The following is a 20,865-nucleotide window of genomic DNA, read 5'->3' on the forward strand; positions in this document are numbered from 1 at the left end:
GGGGAGGTCGGCGACGACCCCCCTCGATCCGTGTCAGCGGAGACACAGGGCTCAGCAGGCCCGCGGCCCCGCGGACCTGCGTTGACACTCTTCACGACGGATCGTCCGGCACGTACCTGCCGGTGAAGGGAAAGTACAGCCATGGCTACGGTCAGCTTCGACCACGCGACCCGCATCTACCCGGGGACCGAGCGTCCCGCGGTGGACGCCCTCAACCTCCACGTCGAGGACGGCGAGTTCCTCGTCCTCGTCGGCCCCTCGGGCTGCGGCAAGTCGACCTCCCTGCGCATGCTCGCGGGTCTCGAGGACGTCAACGCCGGGCGCATCCTCATCGGTGACCGCGACGTCACCGACGTGCAGCCCAAGGACCGCGACATCGCGATGGTCTTCCAGAACTACGCGCTGTACCCGCACATGACGGTCGCCGACAACATGGGCTTCGCGCTCAAGATCGCCGGCACCCCGAAGGCGGAGATCCGCCAGCGCGTCGAGGAGGCTGCCAAGATCCTCGACCTGCAGCAGTACCTCGACCGCAAGCCGAAGGCCCTCTCCGGTGGCCAGCGTCAGCGCGTCGCCATGGGCCGCGCCATCGTGCGTCAGCCGCAGGTGTTCCTCATGGACGAGCCGCTGTCGAACCTCGACGCCAAGCTCCGCGTCCAGACGCGCACGCAGATCGCGTCGCTGCAGCGCCGCCTCGGCGTCACGACCGTCTACGTCACGCACGACCAGACCGAGGCCCTCACCATGGGTGACCGCATCGCGGTCCTCAAGGACGGCATCCTCCAGCAGGTCGGCACGCCGCGCGACATGTACGACACCCCGGCCAACGTGTTCGTCGCCGGCTTCATCGGCTCGCCGGCCATGAACATCGGCACCTTCCCCGTGCTCGAGGGCTCGGCGTCGGTCGGCTCCTCGCGCCTGGCGCTCCCGCGCGAGGCCGTCACGCGCCTGACGGACGACGACAAGGGCCACATCACGGTCGGCTTCCGCCCCGAGTCGCTCGACGTCGTGCCCCAGGGCACGCCGGACGCGTTCCCGGTCGTCGTCAACATCGTCGAGGAGCTCGGCTCCGACGCGTACGTCTACGGTGCGCTGACCAACGACTTCGGCCAGGCCGCCTCCGTGCACTCCGGTGCCGGCGACGCCCAGGTCATCGTGCGCGTCGACCCCCGGCAGGTCCCGCCGAAGGGCTCGACGATCTACGTCCGCATCCGCCCCACGGAGCAGCACCTGTTCCACGCGGGCTCGGGCGAGCGCATCGGCTGACGCTCCGCACAGCACGTCCCGAGGCGGGTCCGGCGTTGCCGGGCCCGCCTCGGGCGTCTGCGGGGGTGAACGGGCCGACGACGATGTCGGCCGGACCTGAGAGGATCGGGGCATGAGCGTCACGCCACAGCGTCTGCAGATCACGGCGGCCAACCCGGACCCCGCGCTGCTGGACCTGCCGTGGCACGTCCCGCTCGAGGACTGGCCGGCGGAGACGCTCGCCGCCCTCCCCCGCGGCATCTCCCGGCACATCGTGCGCTTCGCGAAGATGTCGGGGCGGGTCGTCGCCATCAAGGAGATCGGCGAGACCGTCGCGTACCGCGAGTACGAGCTGCTGCGCCAGCTGCGCAAGCTCGACGTGCCGAGCGTCGAGCCCGTGGGCGTCATCACCGGCCGGCGCTCCCCCGAGGGCGAGCCGCTCGAGGCCGTGCTCATCACCCAGCACCTGCAGTTCTCGCTGCCGTACCGCGCGCTGTTCAGCCAGTCGCTGCGGCCCGACACCGCCACGCGTCTCATCGACGCCCTCGCGGTGCTGCTGGTGCGCCTGCACCTCGCGGGGTTCTACTGGGGCGACGTGTCGCTGTCGAACACGCTGTTCCGCCGCGACGCCGAGACGTTCGCCGCCTACCTGGTCGACGCGGAGACGGGCGACCTGCACGACGTGCTCACGCCCGGGCAGCGCGGCTACGACCTGGAGGTCGCGCGCGTCAACATCATCGGTGAGCTCATGGACCTGCAGGCCGGGGAGTTCCTCGACGAGGACGAGGACGCCGTCGGCATCGGCGAGGCCCTCGTGGTGCGGTACGAGGAGCTGTGGCGCGCCCTGACCGAGACCGAGTCGTTCGGGTTCGGGGAGCGGTGGCGCGTGCAGGCCCGCATCGACCGGCTCAACGACCTGGGGTTCGACGTCGGCGAGCTCGACATCACCACGGACCTCGACGGCACGTCGGTGCGGATCCAGCCCAAGGTCGTCGACGCGGGCCACCACTCCCGTCGCCTCATGCGGCTGACCGGCCTGGACGTGCAGGAGAACCAGGCGCGCCGCCTGCTCAACGACCTCGACGAGTTCCGTGCCGCGACGGACCGGCAGGCCGACGACGAGGCGTTCGTCGCCCACGACTGGGTGACCGACATCTTCGAGCCCGCCGTCCGCAGCGTCCCGCGCGAGCTGCGCGGCAAGCTCGAGCCGGCGCAGATCTACCACGAGCTGCTCGACCACCGCTGGTACCTGTCGCAGCAGCAGCACCGTGACGTGCCGATGACCGAGGTGGCGACGAGCTACGTCGCCACCATCCTGCCCACCCGGCCCGACGAGCAGGCCGTGCTGGGCACCCGTGCGGAGGACCTGCGGGACGGCGATGCGGCGGGGCCGGCGGCGGACGACGACCTGGACCCCGAGCGCCTCATCGGCTGACGGGGGCCGGGCGGCAGGCGGTCAGGCGCGCTGCCGCGCCACCTCGTAGAGGGCGATGCCCGCCGCGACCCCGGCGTTGAGCGACTCGACGGCCGACGCGATGGGGATCGACACGATCGCGTCGCACTGCTCCCGCACGAGCCGCGACAGGCCCTTGCCCTCCGAGCCCACGACGAGCACCAGCGGGTCCGCGGCGAACGGCAGCTCACCGAGCGGCACGTCTCCCCCGGCGTCGAGCCCGACGACGAACACCCCCGCCTTGCGGTACTCCTGCAGCGCGCGGGTGAGGTTCGTGGCGCGGGCGACGGGGACGCGGGCCGCGGCACCGGCCGAGACCTTCCACGCCGACGCGGTCACGCCCGCGGCGCGGCGCTCCGGCACCAGGACCCCGTGCGCACCGAACGCGCCGGCCGACCGCAGCACGGCCCCCAGGTTGCGGGGGTCGGTGATGCCGTCGAGCGCGACCACCAGCGGCGCCGTCTCCGACGCCTCTGCCGTGTCGAGCAGGTCGTCCGGGTCGAGGTACTCGTAGGGCGGGACCTGGATCGCCACGCCCTGGTGGACGGCGCCGTCGGTCAGCCGGTCGATCTCGGCGCGTCCCACCTCCAGCAGCGGGTACCCGGCGTCGGCCGCCGTCGAGATGATCTCGCGGGTGCGGTCGTCCGCCTCGAGCCGGGCGGCGAGGTACACGGTCGCGACGGGGATGCCCGCGCGCAGCGCCTCGAGGACCGAGTTGCGTCCCGAGACGATCTCGTGCGTCGAGCTGGTCGTCCCGCCGCGCTTGCCCTGCGCCCCGCGCGCGGCGCGTGCCGACGGCCGGCCGGACCCGGGCTTGTCCCCCGCCTTCTCCGCGGCGACCTTGCGCTTGTGGGCCACGTGGTACGGGCGGTCCTCCGCCTTGGGCGTCGGGCCCTTGCCCTCGAGGGCACGGCGGCTGTGGCCACCGGTCCCGACGCGGGCGCCCTTCTTCGATCCAGCCTTGCGGGTCGCGCCACGGCGCTGGGAGTTGCCGGCCATCAGAAGTCCTCCGGGGTGTCGGTCGCGGACGCGGCGAGCGTCCAGCGTGCGCCCGTCGGGGAGTCCTCCACGACGACGCCTGCAGCGGTGAGCCGGTCGCGGATCGCGTCGGCGGTGGCCCAGTCGCGGGCGGCACGCGCGGCGGCGCGGGCATCGAGCTCGGCCCGCACCAGCGCGTCGAGGGCGTGCGCGGTGCGGGAGTCGCCACCGGTGGTGCTCCACTGCGGCGACCCCGGGTCGAGGCCGAGGACGTCGAGCATGCCGCGCAGCGTCACCATGGCGCCGCGCGCGGTGTCGTCGTCGCCCGCCGCGAGCGCGGTGTTCCCCGCGCGCAGCGTCTCGTGGACCACCGCGAGCGCGGCCGGGACGTTGAGGTCGTCGTCGAGCGCCGCGGCGAAGCCCGCCGGCAGCGCGACGGAGGCGACCTCGTCGGGCGTGGCGGCGCCGACGCGCTCGGTCGCGCGCTGCACGAACCCGGCGAGCCGCTCCCACGTCGCCTCGGCCTCGGCGAGGGTGTCGTCGGTCCACTCGAGCATCGAGCGGTACTGCACGGCGGTCAGGGCGTAGCGCACGACGGCCGCGGGGGCCTTGTCGAGGACGGTGGTGACCAGCAGCCCGTTGCCGAGCGACTTGCTCATCTTGGCGCCACCCTGGGTGACCCAGCCGTTGTGCAGCCAGTACCGGGCGAACCCGTAGCCCGCGGCGCGCGACTGCGCCTGCTCGTTCTCGTGGTGGGGGAACCTCAGGTCCAGGCCGCCACCGTGGATGTCGAACGACTCCCCGAGGTACCGGTGCGCCATGGCCGAGCACTCGAGGTGCCACCCGGGGCGTCCGCGGCCGTACGGGGTGTCCCACGCGGCGGTCGTCGGCTCGCCCGGCTTGGGGGCCTTCCACAGCGCGAAGTCGTGGGGGTCGCGCTTGCCGGACCCCGCGTCGTCGGGGACGTCCGTCATGTCGTCGACGCGCTGGTTGGTCAGCGTCCCGTACTGCGCCCACGAGCGGACGTCGAAGTACACGTCCCCCGGCCCGGCGGCGTAGGCGTGCCCCCGGTCCACCAGGCGGTCCAGCAGCGCGAGCATCGCCGGGACGTGCCCGGTGGCGCGCGGCTCGTAGTCGGGCGGCACGACCCCGAGGGCGTCGTACGCGGCGGTGAACGCGCGCTCGTTGTCCAGCGCCCAGGCCCACCACTCGCGCCCGGCGGCGGCGGCCTTGGCCAGGATCTTGTCGTCGATGTCGGTGACGTTGCGGACCATCGTGACGCGCACGCCCGTGCGACGCAGCCAGCGGACGAGGACGTCGAACGCGACGGCCGAGCGCACGTGCCCGACGTGCGGCGGCGCCTGGACCGTGGCTCCGCACAGGTAGATGCCGACCTCGCCCTCGACGAGAGGGACGAAGTCACGCACCGACTGGGTGCCGCTGTCGAACAGCCGCAGGCTCACCGGCCCAGGTTACCGGCGTGCGGGGGCCGCGCCCGACGGGGCCGGGGCGCCGACGCGCTCAGCCGACGCAGACGCCCTCCCCGCGGTACGTCGGCACGGTCGCCTCGACCTGCTCCCCGCGCACGAGGTGCACGTGCGCGAAGCGCTCCATGACCTCACCGGCCTTGGCGTGCCGGAACCACACGCGGTCGCCGACCCGCAGGTCCGCACGCGCGGGGACGCGCAGCGGCGTCTGGACCTCGCCGGCGCCCTCGCGCGGGGCGAGGCGCAGCCCGGTGGGCCACACGGGCCGGGGCAGGCGGCTCGGCGTGGCCGGTCCCGACGCGACGTACCCGCCCCCGAACACCGTCGCCCACCCCTCGCCGGGGACGCGGACGACGTCGAGCCCGACGTACGCGGCCGGGCGGGCCTCGAAGGCGCGGTAGCCGTCGAAGAGCGTGGGGACGAACAGGCCGGAGCCGGCGGTCACCTCCGTGACGGCGGGCGCCGCCGCGCTCACCTCGAGCGAGCCGGTCCCGCCGGAGTTGACGAGCTCGAGCGGGTGCCCGAGCACGGTGGCCACCGCGTCGACCACGTCCGCCCGCCGGCGCGCGAGCTCGCGCACCGACGCGGCCTTGACCAGCCGGACGGCGGCCGAGGTGTCCGGCAGGCCGGCGACCTGGGCCTCGTAGAACATGACGCCCCGCACGTCGAGCGACCCCCGCTGCCGGACCGCGACCGTGAGCGCGGCGGCGTCGTGGGCGGTGCGGACGGGTGACCGGCGCACCCCGAGGTGCACGGTGAGCGGACCACGTCCCACCCGCAGCGACGCGTCGACGTCCAGGCACACCCGCAGCCGACGGCCGTGGCGCCGCGCGGCGGCGGCGAGCAGGTCCGCCTGGACGGCGTCGTCGACCATGAACGTCACGGCACGGGCCGCGACGGAGTCGGCGGCGACGGCGTCGATCGCGGCGGTGTCGACGGTCGGGTACCCCAGCAGGACGTCGCGCACCCCGTGACCGACGAGCCACGACGCCTCGGCGGGGGCGTAGGCCATGACCCCGGCGAAGCCGGGGCGGGCCAGCACCTGCTCGAGCACGTGCCGCACGCGCACCGACTTGCTCGCGACGCGGACCGGGGTCCCCCCGGCACGCCGCACGAGGTCGGCGGCGTTCGCCTCCAGGGCGTCCACGTCCACCACCACGAGCGGGGCCGACAGACCCGCCGTGGCGGCGTCGAGCCGCTGCCCCAGCGTGCGGGGGTGAGCCGCGGGGGCTCCGGCCGGCCCGTCCGCACCGGTGCGGTGAGCCGTGGGCGCCGTCATGCCAGGGCAGTCACCCCGGACGTGACCGACGGGGAGACGAACGGGTGCACGTCGGCCCCGCGCTCCTCGTCCTCGTCGTCCGCGGCCGAGCCCAGGAGCGCGGCCTCGTCGAGCGGCACCGCGAGGGTCGAGAGGTGCTCGGCGAACAGGCGCAGGCCCTGGTAGGCCGCGTCCTCGTCCCCGTCGACCAGCCAGGCCAGCGAGAACCCGTCGATGGTGGCGATGATGGACCGCGCCACGATGTGCCGGGGCACCCGCCACACGACGCCCGCGGCGCGCTCGACCTCCTCGAGGAAGCGCTCGGCCGCCGCCCAGCTGACGACGTACTGGTCGACGCCGACCTGCCGGAGCTCGGCGTGCCGCAGCGACGTGGTGGTCAGCTCGTAGGTCAGCAGCTGGGGGCCGCGTGTGGCGCGGATGTTCGACCACAGCTCCTGCAGCACGCCGAGGACGAGGTCGCGCACGGGCGCGGACTCCGGCATCTCGGCGACGCCACGGCCCAGGTTGCGCTCGGTGATGGTGTGGGCCATCGCGCGGAGCAGCTCGTCCTTGTCGCGGAAGCAGTAGTGCACGACTCCCAGGGAGACACCCGCCTCGGCGGCGACGGCCCGCACGGTGGCGCCGTCGATCCCTTCACGCGTCGCCACGTTCAGCGCCGCCTCGATGAGCTGCTCGCGACGCTCGGCGACCGGCAGACGGTTCATTGCTCCTCCTCGTGGACGCGTCGCCGGCACACCCCCCCGGGTGCGGTCGACGCGTCTCCCGGGATCATCTCATCGTTTGTCGTGACGATAGTCAAGGATTTCGCACACTTGACTTGGACACACGCCCAGCCGATCGTGGGTCGATGGGAGCACGTCGTCCCGGACCGACCGGGACCGCGCGGTGGGAGAACTGGGCACGGACCGAGCACGCCGATCCGTGCCGCGTCGCACGCCCCCGCGACCTCGAGGCGCTCGTCCGCGAGGTGCGGACCGCGACCGCCGACGGCACCCGGGTCCGCGCCGTCGGAGCCGGCCACTCCTTCACCGGTGCCGCGGTGACCGACGGCGTCCAGGTCCACCTCGACGCACTGGCCGGGGTCGAGCAGGTCGTCCCGCAGCCCGACGGGTCCGCGCTCGTGACCGTCGGCGCGGGGATCCGGCTCCGGGCGCTCAACGCGGGCCTCGCCGCGCGCGGCCTGGCGCTGCGCAACCTCGGCGACATCGACGTGCAGACGCTCGCGGGGGCGATCAGCACCGGCACCCACGGCACGGGAGCAGGCCTCGGCGGGCTCGCCACGCAGGTCGTCGGGTGCCGCCTGGTGACCGCGTCGGGCGACGTCGTCGAGGTCTCGGCCACCCAGGACCCGGACCTCTTCGAGCTCGCTCGGCTGGGCCTGGGGACGGCAGGCGTCCTCGCCGCCGTCACGCTGCACGCCGTGCCCGCGTTCCGGCTGCGCGCGCGCGAGGAGCCGATGGCGCTGCACGACGTGCTCGACGACCTCGACCGGCTCGTCGACGACAACGAGCACTTCGAGTTCTTCTGGTTCCCGCACACCGACGGTGCCCTGACCAAGCGCAACAACCGCGTGACCGACGGGGACGAGCGACCCCTGTCGCCGCTGCGCCACCTCGTGGACGACGAGGTGCTGTCCAACGGCGTCTTCGAGCTGACCAACCGGCTCGCGGACGCGCGCCCCACCCTCGTCCCCCGCCTCAACGCGATCGCCTGCCGCGCCCTCACCGCCCGCACCTACACCGGGGCGTCGGCCGACGTCTTCGTCGCGCGGCGCCGCGTCCGGTTCCGCGAGATGGAGTACGCGGTGCCCCGCGCGAGCGTGCCCGACGTGCTGCGCGAGGTCGACGCGTGGCTGCGCCGCACCGGCGAGCCGGTGCCGTTCCCGCTCGAGGTGCGGTTCGCCGCCGCCGACGACCTGTGGCTGTCGACCGCGCAGGGCCGGGCGACCGGGTACGTGGCGGTGCACCAGTACCACCGCATGCCCCACCGCCGGTACTTCGACGCGGTCGAGCGCATCGTCGCGCAGGTGGACGGCCGGCCGCACTGGGGCAAGCTGCACGGGCTCGACCACCACCGCCTGGCCGACCTGTACCCCCACCTGCCCGACGCGCAGCGGGTCCGCGCCCGCGTCGACCCGGCCGGCACCTTCCGCAACACCTACGTCGACCGCGTGCTCGGACCGGTGACCTGAGTCAGGCGCCGTCTTTTCAGGCGAACGAGCGACCCGGTCTTCGTGGTCTGTCACAGGGGCCCGCGTCAGGCTGGCCCGATGGCTGACGTGGGGCGGGAGGTCGTGGCGAGCGCGCTCGGCGGACCGGAGGTGCTGCGGGTCCGCGAGGTCGAGCCGCGCGCGCCCGGTCCCGGTGAGGTGCAGATCCGGGTGCACGCGGCCGGCGTCAACCCCTGGGACTGGAAGTCGTACGCGCCGGGCGCCGGCGCACGACCACCGGTGCGGCTGGGCCTGGAGGTCGCGGGCGTGGTGCAGGCGGTCGGACCGGGCGTGCGGTGGTACTCCCCCGGTGACGAGGTCGTCGCCTGGCCGGTCACCGGCGGGTACGCCGACGTCGTGACGGCGCCCCACCAGGTGCTGGTGCGCCGGCCCGAGCGGCTCGACGTCGTGCAGGCCGCCGGGCTGCTCGCCGCGGGCGTGGCCGCCGCGCACGCCGTCGAGGCCACCGGGGTGGGCGACGACGACGTCGTGCTGGTGCACGGGGCGGCGGGCGGCGTGGGTCGCGCGGCGGTCCAGCTCGCCGTGCTGCGCGGCGCCCGGGTCGTGGCCACGGCCTCGGGCGGGTGGCACGACTGCCTGCGGCGCTTCGGGGCGGAGCCGGTCACCTACGGGCCGGGGCTGCTCGACCGCGTCCGGGAGGTCGAGGGGCGCGTCGGCCGGGTGAGCGTGGCCATCGACGCGGCCGGCTCCCCGGAGGCGCTGGACACCTCCGTGACGCTCGTCGCGGACCGGTCGCGCATCGCGACCCTGGTGGCGCTCGACCGCGCGGCCGACCTCGGGGTGCTGGCCCTGGGGCACGGCGCCGGCGCCGACCCCGGTACCGACGTCCGGGACGCCGCGCGCAGCCAGCTCGCCGCCCTCGCGGCGGACGGCTCGCTCGACGTGCTGGTCAGCGGGACGTACCCGCTCGAGGAGGCCGCGGCCGCGCACGTGCGCAGCCGCGAGGGTCACGCGGGCGGGAAGCTGGTGCTGCTCACCCGCTGACGTCGGGCCGGCTCCCCGTCACGCGCGGGTGGCTCCCGGTCACGGGCGGCCACAGGTCGTCCGGCGGCGCCAGCGGCAGCGCCGGACGAGCGCGGTCGTCGACCTGCTGCAGGCCCGCGAAGGTGGCCTCCAGCGTCTCGAGGGCCACGCGGTTGCGCTGGCGGACGGGTGGGGTCGTCGCGCGCTGCGGCAGCCCGTGCCGACCGGTCGCAGGCGCCGGGGCGCCACGCCCGAGCGGGCGCTCGCTGTCGGTCGATGGTGCAGTCACGTGGACGGACGGTACCGGCGTTTCGTCCGGATCGCGAAGGACGACCCTCCTGCGGCCGCGTGACTTTCGGGACGGATGCCGACAGTTCACCCGCGCGAGTGGTCGCGTGCCCACATCGTGACACGCGCCACCCGGGGCGTGGTCGTGCGGGCCCGCACGGCCGAGCTCGCCCTGGGCAGCCCGGTCGTCGGGGCGTGCTGCTCGGCAGCACCCGCCGTCGGGGCGGGGTCAGGCCTCGTCGAGAGTGATGAGCGCGGTCGCGATGGCCGCGACGCCCTCACCGCGGCCCGTCAGACCCAGCCCGTCGGTCGTCGTCGCGCCGACCGTGACGGTCGCCCCGCACGCCATGGACAGCACCGCCTGCGCCTCGATGCGGCGCGGGCCGAGCTTGGGCCGGTTGCCGACCACCTGCACCGCGACGTTGCCGATGGTGAACCCGGCGGCGCGCACCCGGCGTGCGGCCTCCGCCAGCAGCGCCGCCCCCGAGGCCCCGGCCCACCGGGGGTCGTCCGTGCCGAACTGCAGGCCCAGGTCGCCGAGGCCCGCCGCGGACAGCAGGGCGTCCGCGGCGGCGTGCGCGGCGACGTCCGCGTCGGAGTGCCCGGCCAGCGGGCGCTCCCCGGGCCACTCCAGGCCGGCGAGGTGCAGGACCGCGTCCGGAGCAGGGTCCGGGTCGTAGGCGTGCACGTCGATGCCCATGCCGGTGCGCAGGTTCACGCGGTGGCTCCTGTCGTCAGGGCCTGCGCGACCAGCAGGTCGCGGGCCGTCGTCACCTTCGCCGCACGCTCGTCACCCGGCACCACCCACACCGCGACGCCCGCCGCCTCGACGAGCGCCGCGTCGTCCGACGCCGCCGTCGCCTCGTGCGCGCCGCGTCCCGAGCCGACCGCGTGCGCGCGCTCGAGGACGTGACGGTCGAAGCCCTGCGGGGTCTGCACGGCCACGAGGTCCGCACGGGGCACCGTCTCCACCACGGGCCGCCCGGTGGCGTCCCCCGCGCCCACCCGCTTGACCGTGTCCACCACGGGCAGCCCCGGCACCACGGCCGCGTGGCCGGCGCGCACCGCGTCCACGACCCGCGCGACCAGCCCCGGCGGGGCGAACGGTCGCGCCGCGTCGTGCACGAGCACGACGTCGACGTCGTCGGCCAGCTCCGCGAGGCCGGCGGCGACCGACTCTTGGCGGGTGCGGCCCCCGCCCACGACGTCGAGCCGGACGTCCGCGCCGGACGCCTCGACCACGTCGCCCAGCAGCGCCGCGACCGCGTCGAGGTGGGCGGCGGGCGCGGTGACGACGAGCTGGGCGATCGCGGACCCGTCGGCGGCCCGTGCCGCGAGCAGGGACCGGGCCGCGTGCGCGACGAGCGGCTCCCCCGCGACCGGGACGACCGCCTTCGGCAGGTCGAGGCCGAGACGTGAGCCGCTCCCGGCGGCGGTGAGGACGGCAGCGATGGTCATGTGCGCATCGTGCACCGTGGCGGCTCCTGCCCGCCCGCCCGACACAGCAGACGGCCCGGACGTCGTACGTCCGGACCGTCGTGCGTGCGGGTCAGGAGGCGAGGACCTCGTCGAGGATGGCCTCGGCCTTGTCCTCCTCGGTCTTCTCGGCGAGCGCGAGCTCCGAGACGAGGATCTGACGAGCCTTGGCGAGCATGCGCTTCTCGCCCGCGGACAGGCCGCGGTCGGCGTCGCGGCGCGACAGGTCGCGGACGACCTCCGCCACCTTGATGACGTCGCCGGACTGCAGCTTCTCGAGGTTGGCCTTGTAGCGACGCGACCAGTTGGTCGGCTCCTCGGTGTACGGGGCGCGCAGCACCTCGAACACGCGGTCGAGACCTTCCTGGCCGACGACGTCACGGACACCCACGAGATCGACGTTCTCCGCCGGCACCTCGATCGTCAGGTCACCGTGGGCGACCTTGAGCTTGAGGTAGAGCTTCTCCTCGCCCCGGATGGTCCGGCTCTTGATCTCTTCGATCTTGGCTGCACCGTGGTGCGGGTAGACGACGGTCTCCCCAACAGTGAAAGTCATCTGTCGGTGTCCCCTTTCGCAGACGTGTATGGTATCACGCCCCCCTCCTGCGGAACCCGGCGGTCCGGGAGCGTCCGTGCTGGTCAGCGGCGGGTCGGGCCCGTCGGCGCCCCGCGTCGCCGGCCACGACCGCCGCCGCGAGCCGCCCGACGGTAGGCTGACCTGCGGCTCCCCTGCCTCCGACCGGCCACCGGCCCGGGTGCGGGCAGCCCACCCACCCGCACCCGCCGCCCCGGCGCGCGAGACCGAGCAGGAGCCCTTCGTGACCCGCCTCCGCCCCCGTCCCTCCCGGGCCGCCGTCGCCGGCCTGGTCGCCGCCGCCGCGCTCGCCCTGACCGGCTGCTCGGCGACCAACCCGATCACGACGCTCGGGGAGTACGACGCGTCCGACGGTGCCGGCGTCTCCGTGGGCGGTGTGCGCGCCCTCAACCTGCTGGTCGTCTCCGCCGGCGAGGGCGAGCCGGGAGCGCTCAGCGGCGCGCTGACCAACCGCTCCGCGGACGACGAGGAGGTCACGCTGACCGTGGCCGGGGGCGAGCCCGTCGAGATCGCCGTCGCCGGCGGCTCCAGCGTGCTGCTGGGCGTCACCGACGGCCCCGCGCGCTACGCGACCACCGACGTGCCCGTCGCGGCCGTCGACACCGCGCCGGGCGGTCTGACGTCCGTCACGATCACCACGTCCGGCGGCGGCACCGTCGAGCTGCGCATCCCCGTGCTCGACGGCACGCTGCCCGAGTACGCCCCGCTGCTGGAGGCCGTCACCGAGGGCGCCGCCGCGACCCCGTCCCCCGCCGCCACCCGGGACGCGTCCGCGCCCGAGGGCGAGGAGACGCAGGAGGACTGACACCGTCCGCACGTGCGAGGGGCCGACCACCCGGCGGGTGGTCGGCCCCTGGCGCGTCGGGAGGTCGACGTCAGCCGAACCGGCCCGAGATGTAGTCCTCCGTGGCCTGCTCGCGCGGCGAGGAGAACATCGTCGCGGTGTCGTCCATCTCGATGAGCCGGCCGGGCTTGCCGGTGCCCGCGATGTTGAAGAACGCGGTCCGGTCGGACACCCGCGCCGCCTGCTGCATGTTGTGGGTGACGATGACGATCGTGTAGTCGCTCTTGAGCTCGGCGATGAGGTCCTCGATCGCGAGCGTCGAGATCGGGTCGAGCGCCGAGCAGGGCTCGTCCATGAGCAGGACCTGCGGCTTGACGGCGATGGCACGCGCGATGCACAGCCGCTGCTGCTGCCCGCCCGAGAGGCTCGACCCGGGCAGCGCGAGGCGGTCCTTGACCTCGTTCCACAGGTTCGCACCGCGCAGGGACTGCTCGATGAGATCCTGCTGCGCGTCCTTCGGCATGCGGCGGTTGTTCAGCCGGACGCCGGCCAGCACGTTGTCCGCGATGGACATCGTCGGGAACGGGTTGGGGCGCTGGAACACCATGCCGATCTGACGGCGCACGGTGACCGGGTCGACGTCCGCGCCGTAGAGGTCCTGGCCGTCCATGAGCGCCTTGCCCGTCACGCGGGCGCCGGGGATGACCTCGTGCATGCGGTTGAGGGTCCGCAGGAACGTCGACTTGCCGCAGCCCGACGGACCGATCAGCGCGGTCGCCTGCCGGGGCTCGATGGCCATCGTGACGCCCTCGACGGCGAGGAAGTCGCCGTAGTAGACGTCGAGGTCGGCGACGTCGATGCGCTTGGACATGGGCGCGAGCCCTCCTTCGGTCGGTGCGGGCCCGCGGTCAGCGGGCGCCCCGCGGGGCGAACCAGCGGCTGATGAGCCGGGCCACGAGGTTGAGGATCATGACGATGAGGATGAGGGTGAGGGCGGCCGCCCAGGCCCGGTCGATGCCGGCGCCGCCGGACTCGTACTGGCGGTACGCGAACACCGGCAGCGTGGCCATGCGGCCGTCGAACAGGTCCCAGTTGACGCGCGTCACCATGCCCACGGTCAGCAGCAGCGGCGCGGTCTCGCCGATGACCCGCGCCACCGACAGCATGACACCGGTGACGATGCCGGCCACCGCCGTGCGCAGGACGACCTTGATGATCGTCAGCCACTTCGGCACGCCGAGCGCGTAGGCCGCCTCGCGCAGCTCGTTGGGCACCAGCCGCAGCATCTCCTCGACCGACCGGATGACGACCGGCGTCATGAGCAGCGCCAGCGCCACGGCGCCCATGATGCCGGCACGGAACGCCGGGCCCAGGAGCAGCGTGAACAGCGCGAAGGCGAACAGGCCGGCGACGATCGAGGGGATCCCGGTCATGACGTCCACGAGGAACGTGATGCCGCGCGCCAGCGGACCGCGCCCGTACTCCACGAGGTAGATCGCGGTGAGCAGCCCCACGGGCACCGAGATCGCCGCGGCGGCGGCCGTGATGAGCAGCGTCCCGACGATCGCGTGCTGGATGCCGCCCTCGCTCATGTCGCCGAAGATCCCGAGCATGTCGGTCGTGAGGAACGTCCAGCTGAACGCCCCCGCGCCGCGGGTCACCACCAGCAGCAGGAGCGACACCAGCGGGATCAGCGCGAGCAGGAACGCCCCCGTGACCAGGGTCGTGGCGAGGCGGTCGGCGGCACGGCGCGGCCCCTCGACGACGCGCGACGTCACACCGGAGGAGAGGACGAACAGCGCGGCGCCGAGCGCGACGACGCCGGCGACCCCGGGCAACCCTCCGCCCGCGACGAGCAGGACGAGGAACGCCACCACGAGGGACCCGGAGGCGAACGCCCACGTGCTCCACCGGGGCAGGCGGCGGTACGCGTCGCTCGCGAGCAGCGACGACGTCGGGGACGGGGTGGGGGTCGGCGTGGGGGCCGGGGCGGCGGCGGTCATCAGTTGGCTCCCGAGTACTCAGCGCGTCGGGCGATGATCCAGCGCGCCGCGAGGTTGACCACGAAGGTGATGACGAACAGCGCCAGCCCCGTCGCGATGAGGACGCTGACGCCCAGCCCGCTGGACTCGGGGAACTTGGAGGCGATGTTGGCGGCGATCGTCTGGTGCTGCCCGGGTCGCAGCAGGAAGAACGAGAACAGGAACCCGGGCGAGATCACCATGAGGACGGCCATCGTCTCCCCCAGCGCGCGCCCCAGGCCGAGCATGGACGCGCTGATCACCCCGGAGCGGCCGAACGGCAGGACGGCCTGGCGAACCATCTCCCAGCGGGTGGCCCCCAGGGCCAGCGACGCCTCCTCGTGCAGGCGCGGCGTCTGCAGGAACACCTCGCGCGAGACGGCGGTGATGATCGGCAGGATCATCACCGCCAGGACCACCGACGCCGACATGATGTTCTTGGCCGGTGCCTGGTAGTCCGCGACGAGCGGGACGAACCCCAGCGTCGACGACAGCCAGGTGAACACCGGGTCCAGCTGCCCGATCAGCCACAGCGCGCCCCACAGCCCGTAGACGACCGACGGGATCGCGGCCAGCAGGTCGATGAGGTACCCGAGGCCCTGGGCCAGCCGCCGCGGTGCGTAGTGCGAGATGAACAGGGCGATGCCGATGGACACCGGCACGGCCAGCAGGAGCGCCAGCACCGAGGCGAGCAGGGTGCCGAAGACGAGGGGCGCGACGTACTCCGCGACCGACCCGCCGGTGAACCACGAGACAGTCTCGAGTTCCTCGGGCGACGCGCTCAGGGCGGGCCAGGCCCGGATGAGCAGGAACGCGGCGACCGCGGCGAGGGTGACCAGGATGAGCAGGCCGGCGCCCGTGGACAGCCCGGCGAAGACCCTGCTCGCGACCCGGCCGGTCGACGCGGCACGCACCGCGGCGCCCGCGTCCGCGCGGGACGGCGCGGGGTCGGGGACCCCGCGCGGCGGGGTGGTGGTGACGGGCACGAGAGCTCCGGGGGTGGTGGGGACGGGCTGGGGGCGAGCGGGACGGGGGCGCAGGTGCGCGGGGACGCGGCCGCTCAGCCTGCGGTGATCGAGTCGATCGCCGCCTGGACCTCGGCCCGCAGGGCATCGGAGATCGGCGCGGCACCGGCGACCGCGGGATCGGCGGCGCGCGCCTGGCCCTGCGGGCTGGCGACGTAGGACAGGTACGCCTTGACGTTCGTGGCGTCCCCCACTCTGGCGTACCTCGAGCACGCGAGCGAGTAGGAGATGAGGACGAGCGGGTAGGCGCCGGGCGCCGTGGTGTCGCGGTCGATCTCGACGACGAGACGCGTGTCGGTGGCGTCCTCGGCACGCGGGGAGGCGTCCACGACGGCCGCGGCGGCCTGCGAGGAGTACGGCACGTACTCCTCGCCGACCTTCAGCGCGACTGTCCCGAGGTCGCCCGCGCGTGACGCGTCGACGTAGCCCACGGCACCCTGCGCGCCCTCGACGGTGTCGAGCACGCCCTGGTTGCCGTTGCCGGACTGCCCGCCGGACAGCGGCCAGCTGCCCGAGGCCTCGTGCGGCCAGGCGCCGCCGGACGCGTCCTCGAGGTACTCCGTGAAGTTCTCGGTCGTGCCGGACTCGTCGGAGCGGTTCACGGGGATGATGCGCAGCGACGGCAGGTCGACCCCGGGGTTCTCCGCGGCGATCTCCGGGTCGTCCCACGTCGTGATGTCGCGGTTGAAGATCCGCGCCACCGTCGCGGCGGACAGCTGCAGGTGCTCCGCGTCGAGGTCGGGGAGGTTGTAGACCACGGCCATGGGGCTGATGTAGAGCGGCAGCTCGACGGCCTCGCCGCCCTCGCAGCGCTCGTGCGCCTGCTCGAGCTCGTCCTCCTTGAGGGCGGCGTCGGAGCCGGCGAACTGCACGGCACCCGCGAGGAACTGCTCGCGGCCGCCGCCCGAGCCGACGGCGTCGTAGCTGACCGTGACGCCGGGCTCGAGGTCGTAGAAGCCCGCGATCCAGCCGATGACCGCACGCTCCTGCGAGGTGGCGCCCGCGCCGGCGAGCGACCCGCCCAGCCCGCCGGACGCGTCCCCGGTCGCAGGGCCGGCGCTGCACGCGGCGAGCGTCAGCGCGAGCACGCCCGTGAGCGCCGCGGCCCGTCGCCCGCGGTGGGGGGTGAACGTCACGCTGTCCCGTCCTGTCGGTCCCGGCGCACCGGTCGGTGCGCGGCCGCGGCCGACGCTAGGGAGGCAAGGTGACCGGACCGGCCGACTCAGGTGAACGGAAGGTGAACGCTGGTCGACCAGACGACGATCAGGTGACGATGTGTGGCCATCCGCCTGACCTCACGGTGACGGGCAGGTGGCGTCGGTCACTCCCCGGCGCCGTCCGAGAGCTTGTAGCCGAGCCCGCGGACGGTCGTCAGGAGCGTCGGGGCGGACGGGTCCGGCTCGATCTTCGCGCGGATCCGCTTGACGTGGACGTCGAGCGTCTTGGTGTCCCCCACGTAGTCCGAGCCCCACACGCGGTCGATGAGCTGGCCACGGGTCAGCACGCGGTCGGGGTTGCGCATGAGCATCTCCAGGAGCTCGAACTCCTTGAGCGGGAACGGCACGAGCGCGCCGTCGACGTGCACCGTGTGCCGGTCGACGTCCATGCGCACGTTGCCGACCTCGAGGGTCGCGTCGTCGTCGCTCTCGGCAGGTGCCGACCGGCCGCTGGTCTCGCGGCGGCGCAGCACCGCGCGGATCCGTGCCAGCAGCTCGCGCGAGGAGTACGGCTTGGTCACGTAGTCGTCGGCGCCGAGCTCGAGCCCCACGACCTTGTCGATCTCGTCGTCCTTGGCGGTCAGCATGATCACCGGCACGTCGGACTCCAGGCGGATCCGCCGGCACACCTCGGTGCCCGGCAACCCCGGCAGCATGAGGTCGAGCAGGACCAGGTCCGCCCCGAGCTCGGCGAACCGGTCGAGCGCCTCCGGCCCCGTCGCGGCCGTCACGACGTCGTACCCCTCGCGCGCCAGCTGGTAGGACAGCGGGTCCCGGTAGGACTCCTCGTCGTCGACGAGCAGGATGCGGGTCACGTGGTGCTCCTGGTGGGGGTCGTGGCCGGGGCCGGCCGGTGCGGGGGGACGAGGTCGGTCGCGGCGGGGGCCGCGGGGGCGGGGGCCGGGCGGGCCGGGGCGGCGGCCAGGGGCAGCCGCAGCGTGAACGTCGAGCCGCGACCCGGCTGGGACCACACGGACACGTCGCCGCCGTGGTCCGCGGCGACGTGCTTGACGATGGACAGTCCCAGACCGGTGCCACCCGTGTCGCGCGACCGCGCGGGATCCACGCGGTAGAACCGCTCGAACACGCGCTCCTGGTCGGCGGCGGCGATGCCGATGCCCTCGTCGACGACCGCGATCTCCACGAGGTCCTCGCGGCGCCGGACCCCCACGTTCACGCGGGTGCCCTCGGGCGAGTAGGCCACCGCGTTGTCGAGCAGGTTGCGCACCGCCGTGACGAGCAGGTTGTGGTCACCGACGACCACGAGCCCCCGGTCACCGCCAGCCACCAGCCGGACCGCCTTGGCGTCCGCCGTCGTGCGCGCACGGTCGACGGCCTCCGCCACGACGTCGTCGACCTCGACGACGGCGGCGTCCTCGAGCGCGCCGGCGACCTGCAGGCGGGACAGCTCGATGATCTCGTGGACCAGCGCCGACAGCCGCGCCGCCTCGGCACGCATGCGCCCGCTGAACCGGCGGACGGCCTCCGGGTCGTCGGCCGCGTCCTGGACGGTCTCGGCCAGCAGCGACAGCGCGCCCACCGGCGTCTTGAGCTCGTGCGACACGTTCACGACGAAGTCCCGGCGGATCGCCTCGAGCCGGCGCGCCTGCGTGAGGTCCTCCGCCAGCACCAGAAGGTGCTCGGGCGTGACCTGCGCGACGCGCACCTGCAGCAGCAGGCGCGAGGACCCGACGGGGCCGCGCGCCACGTCGAGCTCCTCGTCACGGATCACGCCGTCCCGTCGGACGTCCGCCACCAGGTCGCGCATCGAGGCGTGCACCAGCCGCCCGTCGCGGACCACGCCGAGCGCGTGCGCGGGCGGGCTCGCGCGCACGACCCGGTCGTCGGCGTCGAGCACGACCGCCGCGGAGCGCAGGACGGCGAGCGTGCGGACCAGGCCGTCCTCCAGCTCGGGGTCCGGCTGCGGCGGCACCGTGTGCTGCACCCGCTCGCTCCAGCGGAACGCCCCGACGGCGACAGCGCCCACGAGCACCCCGATGAGCCCGGCCGCCAGGGGCACGGCATCTAGCATCCACTCCACGTCGTCCACACTAGGCCGGGGGGAGACGGGCACCGTTCCGTCGTCCGCCCGGGACGCCGAAAAGCCGCCACGTGTTCACCTGCCGGGTAGCGGTCGTTCACCGCCACGTGCGACCGTGGCCCCGGCAACGTCCGAGAGAGGGAGCACATGCGGGACATCTTCGAGGCCGAGCTCACCCAGCTCGGCCAGGGCCTGGTCGCGATGAGCGGCCGGGTCGAGCAGGCCATGAGCAGCGCCGGCATCGCGCTGCACACCGCGGACCTCCAGCTCGCCGAGTCCGTGATCGCCGACGATCTCGCGATCGACGCGCTGGAGCGCGACCTGGACGACCGGTGCGTCCGTCTCCTCGCCCAGCAGCAGCCCGTCGCGACCGACCTGCGGATCGTCGTGTCGGCGCTGCGGATGAGCGCGTCGCTCGAGCGGATGGGCGACCTCGCCCGGCACGTCGCCCAGGTGGCGCGCGCCCGGTACCCCGTCGTGGCCGTCCCGTCGGGGATGGAGACGACGTTCACGCAGATGCAGGACGCCGCCGTGCGCGTCGCGCGACGTGTCACCACGCTGCTCAGCACGCGCGACATGGCGCTCGCCGAGTCGATCGAGCAGGACGACGACCTGCTCGACGAGCTCCACGCGAGCACCTTCACGTCGATGCTGTCGGGGTCCTGGGAGCGGTCGACCCAGGAGACGGTCGACGTCACGCTGCTCGGCCGGTACTACGAGCGGTTCGGTGACCACGGCGTGTCCGTGGCCCGCCGCATGGTCTACCTGGTCACGGGCGACGTCGCCGACGCGCTCGACCCGACCGCGGTCCGCGGCGGCTGAGCCGGCGCACCCACCGACCGCGGTGCCCGCTGCGGCACCGCACACGCGAGAGGCGCCCGTCCCGGGGAGGGGACGGGCGCCTCTCGTCGTCGTGCGTGCCGCGCGGGGTCAGCGCCCCTGGTTGGCGACGGCCGCGATCGCGGCTTTGGCCGCCTCGGGGTCGAGGTACGTGCCGCCGGGCGTCGTGGGCTTGAGCGTCTCCTCGTCGAGCTCGTAGAGCAGCGGGATGCCGGTGGGGATGTTGATGCCGGCGATGGTCTGCTCGTCGACGTCGTCGAGGTACTTGACGATCGAGCGGATCGAGTTGCCGTGCGCGGCGACCAGGACGACCTTGCCGGCCTTGAGGTCCGGCACGATCTCGGCGTCCCAGTAGGGCAGCGCGCGGTCGAGGACCTGCGCGAGCGCCTCGGTGCGCGGGATCGGCTCGCCGGCGTAGCGCGGGTCGGTGTCCTGCGAGAACTCGGTGCCGAGCTCGATCTCCGGCGGCGGCACGTCGTACGACCGGCGCCAGAGCATGAACTGCTCCTCGCCGTACTCGTCGAGCGTCTGCTTCTTGTTCTTGCCCTGCAGGGCGCCGTAGTGGCGCTCGTTGAGGCGCCACGAGCGCTTCACGGGGATCCAGTGGCGGTCCGCGGCGTCGAGCGCGAGGTTGGCGGTCGTGATCGCCCGGCGCAGCAGCGACGTGTGCACGACGTCCGGGAGCACGCCCGCGTCGGTCAGCAGGGTGCCGCCGCGCTTGGCCTCCTCGATGCCCTTCTCGGACAGGGGCACGTCGACCCAGCCGGTGAACAGGTTCTTCGCGTTCCACTCGCTCTCGCCGTGGCGGAGCAGCACGAGGGTGTAGGTCATGGGAGCCATCCTGCCGCAGCCCCGGCGGACCCGCAGGGACGTCCGTCCCCCGGTCCCACCACCCCCGGGCGCGAGAGAGCAATCCAGCCGCCGCACCCCCTCCCCCCCCCCC

Annotated in this window: 21 protein-coding genes; 6 read left to right on the forward strand and 15 right to left on the reverse strand. The window is 74.1% G+C overall.

From position 1 onward, the window contains the following. Positions 1-141 precede the first annotated feature (141 nt). Positions 142-1,266, forward strand: a complete 1,125-nt coding sequence (locus tag Cph01nite_RS03140) for an ABC transporter ATP-binding protein (protein ID WP_203671035.1) — start codon at positions 142-144, stop codon at positions 1,264-1,266. Positions 1,267-1,378: 112 nt separating this feature from the next. Next, positions 1,379-2,680: a DUF4032 domain-containing protein gene (locus tag Cph01nite_RS03145; RefSeq protein WP_203671036.1), complete on the forward strand. Its 1,302-nt coding sequence runs from the start codon at positions 1,379-1,381 to the stop codon at positions 2,678-2,680. A gap of 21 nt (positions 2,681-2,701) precedes the next feature. On the opposite strand, the gene rlmB is transcribed toward Cph01nite_RS03145, so the two are convergent. From rlmB to Cph01nite_RS03165, 4 genes are read right to left on the reverse strand one after another with little or no spacing between them, the layout of a single operon-like run. Continuing rightward, positions 2,702-3,697 (reverse strand): 23S rRNA (guanosine(2251)-2'-O)-methyltransferase RlmB, encoded by a 996-nt coding sequence (rlmB, locus tag Cph01nite_RS03150; RefSeq protein WP_203671037.1) that lies wholly within the window; start codon positions 3,695-3,697, stop codon positions 2,702-2,704. Continuing rightward, the gene (gene cysS, locus Cph01nite_RS03155; RefSeq protein ID WP_203671038.1) at positions 3,697-5,139 is read right to left on the reverse strand and encodes a cysteine--tRNA ligase; all 1,443 of its coding nucleotides are present in this window, start codon (positions 5,137-5,139) and stop codon (positions 3,697-3,699) included. Before cysS ends, rlmB begins: the two co-directional genes overlap by 1 nt. Positions 5,140-5,197: 58 nt before the next feature. Then, complete coding sequence (locus Cph01nite_RS03160; protein WP_203671039.1) at positions 5,198-6,442, reverse strand: alanine racemase; 1,245 nt, start codon at positions 6,440-6,442, stop codon at positions 5,198-5,200. Next, a complete protein-coding gene (locus Cph01nite_RS03165; RefSeq protein ID WP_203671040.1) occupies positions 6,439-7,146 on the reverse strand; it encodes a TetR/AcrR family transcriptional regulator in 708 nt (235 codons plus the stop codon). The genes Cph01nite_RS03160 and Cph01nite_RS03165 overlap by 4 nt, the downstream gene beginning before the upstream one ends. A gap of 143 nt (positions 7,147-7,289) precedes the next feature. Here Cph01nite_RS03165 and Cph01nite_RS03170 point away from each other — a divergent pair, with 143 nt between their 5' ends. After that, positions 7,290-8,633, forward strand: coding sequence for a D-arabinono-1,4-lactone oxidase (locus tag Cph01nite_RS03170; RefSeq protein ID WP_203671043.1), 1,344 nt, complete (start codon positions 7,290-7,292; stop codon positions 8,631-8,633). A 78-nt stretch (positions 8,634-8,711) separates the two neighbouring features. Continuing rightward, the gene (locus Cph01nite_RS03175) at positions 8,712-9,656 is read left to right on the forward strand and encodes an alcohol dehydrogenase catalytic domain-containing protein (protein WP_203671044.1); all 945 of its coding nucleotides are present in this window, start codon (positions 8,712-8,714) and stop codon (positions 9,654-9,656) included. Here the strand turns inward: Cph01nite_RS03175 and Cph01nite_RS03180 are convergent. From Cph01nite_RS03180 to Cph01nite_RS03195, 4 genes are all read right to left on the reverse strand, one after another. Further along, the gene (locus Cph01nite_RS03180) at positions 9,646-9,924 is read right to left on the reverse strand and encodes a hypothetical protein (RefSeq protein WP_203671051.1); all 279 of its coding nucleotides are present in this window, start codon (positions 9,922-9,924) and stop codon (positions 9,646-9,648) included. The genes Cph01nite_RS03175 and Cph01nite_RS03180 overlap by 11 nt on opposite strands. A gap of 228 nt (positions 9,925-10,152) precedes the next feature. Next, positions 10,153-10,623 (reverse strand): 2-C-methyl-D-erythritol 2,4-cyclodiphosphate synthase, encoded by a 471-nt coding sequence (ispF, locus tag Cph01nite_RS03185; protein WP_203671099.1) that lies wholly within the window; start codon positions 10,621-10,623, stop codon positions 10,153-10,155. A gap of 14 nt (positions 10,624-10,637) precedes the next feature. Then, on the reverse strand, positions 10,638-11,381 hold the full coding sequence (ispD, locus tag Cph01nite_RS03190) for a 2-C-methyl-D-erythritol 4-phosphate cytidylyltransferase (RefSeq protein WP_203671053.1): 744 nt from the start codon (positions 11,379-11,381) through the stop codon (positions 10,638-10,640). Between the two features lie 91 nt (positions 11,382-11,472). Continuing rightward, the gene (locus Cph01nite_RS03195; protein ID WP_191780330.1) at positions 11,473-11,955 is read right to left on the reverse strand and encodes a CarD family transcriptional regulator; all 483 of its coding nucleotides are present in this window, start codon (positions 11,953-11,955) and stop codon (positions 11,473-11,475) included. A gap of 262 nt (positions 11,956-12,217) precedes the next feature. On the opposite strand from Cph01nite_RS03195, the gene Cph01nite_RS03200 reads away from it, so the two are divergent. Beyond that, positions 12,218-12,799, forward strand: coding sequence for a hypothetical protein (locus Cph01nite_RS03200; protein ID WP_203671055.1), 582 nt, complete (start codon positions 12,218-12,220; stop codon positions 12,797-12,799). A gap of 70 nt (positions 12,800-12,869) precedes the next feature. Here the strand turns inward: Cph01nite_RS03200 and pstB are convergent, their stop codons facing one another. The 6 genes from pstB to Cph01nite_RS03230 all read right to left on the reverse strand — a co-directional run bounded on the left by pstB (position 12,870) and on the right by Cph01nite_RS03230 (position 19,073). Then, entirely contained in the window at positions 12,870-13,649 is a 780-nt protein-coding gene (gene pstB / locus Cph01nite_RS03205) for a phosphate ABC transporter ATP-binding protein PstB (RefSeq protein WP_203671057.1), read from the reverse strand. 37 nt (positions 13,650-13,686) lie between these two features. Beyond that, complete coding sequence (gene pstA / locus Cph01nite_RS03210; RefSeq protein ID WP_203671059.1) at positions 13,687-14,781, reverse strand: phosphate ABC transporter permease PstA; 1,095 nt, start codon at positions 14,779-14,781, stop codon at positions 13,687-13,689. Next, positions 14,781-15,785 (reverse strand): phosphate ABC transporter permease subunit PstC, encoded by a 1,005-nt coding sequence (pstC, locus tag Cph01nite_RS03215; protein ID WP_203671061.1) that lies wholly within the window; start codon positions 15,783-15,785, stop codon positions 14,781-14,783. The genes pstA and pstC overlap by 1 nt, the downstream gene beginning before the upstream one ends. A 74-nt stretch (positions 15,786-15,859) precedes the next feature. Next, positions 15,860-16,960: a phosphate ABC transporter substrate-binding protein PstS gene (gene pstS / locus Cph01nite_RS03220; protein ID WP_203671063.1), complete on the reverse strand. Its 1,101-nt coding sequence runs from the start codon at positions 16,958-16,960 to the stop codon at positions 15,860-15,862. A 185-nt stretch (positions 16,961-17,145) separates the two neighbouring features. Further along, entirely contained in the window at positions 17,146-17,856 is a 711-nt protein-coding gene (locus Cph01nite_RS03225) for a response regulator (RefSeq protein WP_203671065.1), read from the reverse strand. Next, complete coding sequence (locus tag Cph01nite_RS03230; RefSeq protein WP_203671101.1) at positions 17,853-19,073, reverse strand: sensor histidine kinase; 1,221 nt, start codon at positions 19,071-19,073, stop codon at positions 17,853-17,855. Before Cph01nite_RS03230 ends, Cph01nite_RS03225 begins: the two co-directional genes overlap by 4 nt. Before the next feature lie 156 nt (positions 19,074-19,229). Between Cph01nite_RS03230 and phoU the strand changes: the two genes are divergently transcribed. Next, positions 19,230-19,904, forward strand: a complete 675-nt coding sequence (gene phoU / locus Cph01nite_RS03235; protein WP_203671067.1) for a phosphate signaling complex protein PhoU — start codon at positions 19,230-19,232, stop codon at positions 19,902-19,904. A 108-nt stretch (positions 19,905-20,012) separates the two neighbouring features. Here phoU and Cph01nite_RS03240 read toward each other — a convergent pair whose 3' ends face one another. Beyond that, entirely contained in the window at positions 20,013-20,753 is a 741-nt protein-coding gene (locus Cph01nite_RS03240) for a phosphoglyceromutase (RefSeq protein WP_203671069.1), read from the reverse strand. Positions 20,754-20,865 lie beyond the last annotated feature (112 nt).

The sequence above is a fragment of the Cellulomonas phragmiteti genome, from assembly GCF_016862775.1.
GTDB lineage: Bacteria > Actinomycetota > Actinomycetes > Actinomycetales > Cellulomonadaceae > Cellulomonas > Cellulomonas phragmiteti.

What these genes read in the sequence shown, in the direction of transcription:
- Cph01nite_RS03140 (WP_203671035.1), top strand. Translation starts at nt 142, where the DNA reads ATGGCTACGGTCAGCTTCGACCACGCGACCCGCATCTACCCGGGGACC.
- Cph01nite_RS03145 (WP_203671036.1), top strand. Translation starts at nt 1,379, where the DNA reads ATGAGCGTCACGCCACAGCGTCTGCAGATCACGGCGGCCAACCCGGAC.
- rlmB (WP_203671037.1), bottom strand. Translation starts at nt 3,697, where the DNA reads ATGGCCGGCAACTCCCAGCGCCGTGGCGCGACCCGCAAGGCTGGATCG.
- Cph01nite_RS03160 (WP_203671039.1), bottom strand. Translation starts at nt 6,442, where the DNA reads ATGACGGCGCCCACGGCTCACCGCACCGGTGCGGACGGGCCGGCCGGA.
- Cph01nite_RS03165 (WP_203671040.1), bottom strand. Translation starts at nt 7,146, where the DNA reads ATGAACCGTCTGCCGGTCGCCGAGCGTCGCGAGCAGCTCATCGAGGCG.
- Cph01nite_RS03170 (WP_203671043.1), top strand. Translation starts at nt 7,290, where the DNA reads ATGGGAGCACGTCGTCCCGGACCGACCGGGACCGCGCGGTGGGAGAAC.
- Cph01nite_RS03175 (WP_203671044.1), top strand. Translation starts at nt 8,712, where the DNA reads ATGGCTGACGTGGGGCGGGAGGTCGTGGCGAGCGCGCTCGGCGGACCG.
- ispF (WP_203671099.1), bottom strand. Translation starts at nt 10,623, where the DNA reads ATGGGCATCGACGTGCACGCCTACGACCCGGACCCTGCTCCGGACGCG.
- ispD (WP_203671053.1), bottom strand. Translation starts at nt 11,381, where the DNA reads ATGACCATCGCTGCCGTCCTCACCGCCGCCGGGAGCGGCTCACGTCTC.
- Cph01nite_RS03195 (WP_191780330.1), bottom strand. Translation starts at nt 11,955, where the DNA reads ATGACTTTCACTGTTGGGGAGACCGTCGTCTACCCGCACCACGGTGCA.
- pstB (WP_203671057.1), bottom strand. Translation starts at nt 13,649, where the DNA reads ATGTCCAAGCGCATCGACGTCGCCGACCTCGACGTCTACTACGGCGAC.
- pstA (WP_203671059.1), bottom strand. Translation starts at nt 14,781, where the DNA reads ATGACCGCCGCCGCCCCGGCCCCCACGCCGACCCCCACCCCGTCCCCG.
- Cph01nite_RS03230 (WP_203671101.1), bottom strand. Translation starts at nt 19,073, where the DNA reads ATGCTAGATGCCGTGCCCCTGGCGGCCGGGCTCATCGGGGTGCTCGTG.
- phoU (WP_203671067.1), top strand. Translation starts at nt 19,230, where the DNA reads ATGCGGGACATCTTCGAGGCCGAGCTCACCCAGCTCGGCCAGGGCCTG.
- Cph01nite_RS03240 (WP_203671069.1), bottom strand. Translation starts at nt 20,753, where the DNA reads ATGACCTACACCCTCGTGCTGCTCCGCCACGGCGAGAGCGAGTGGAAC.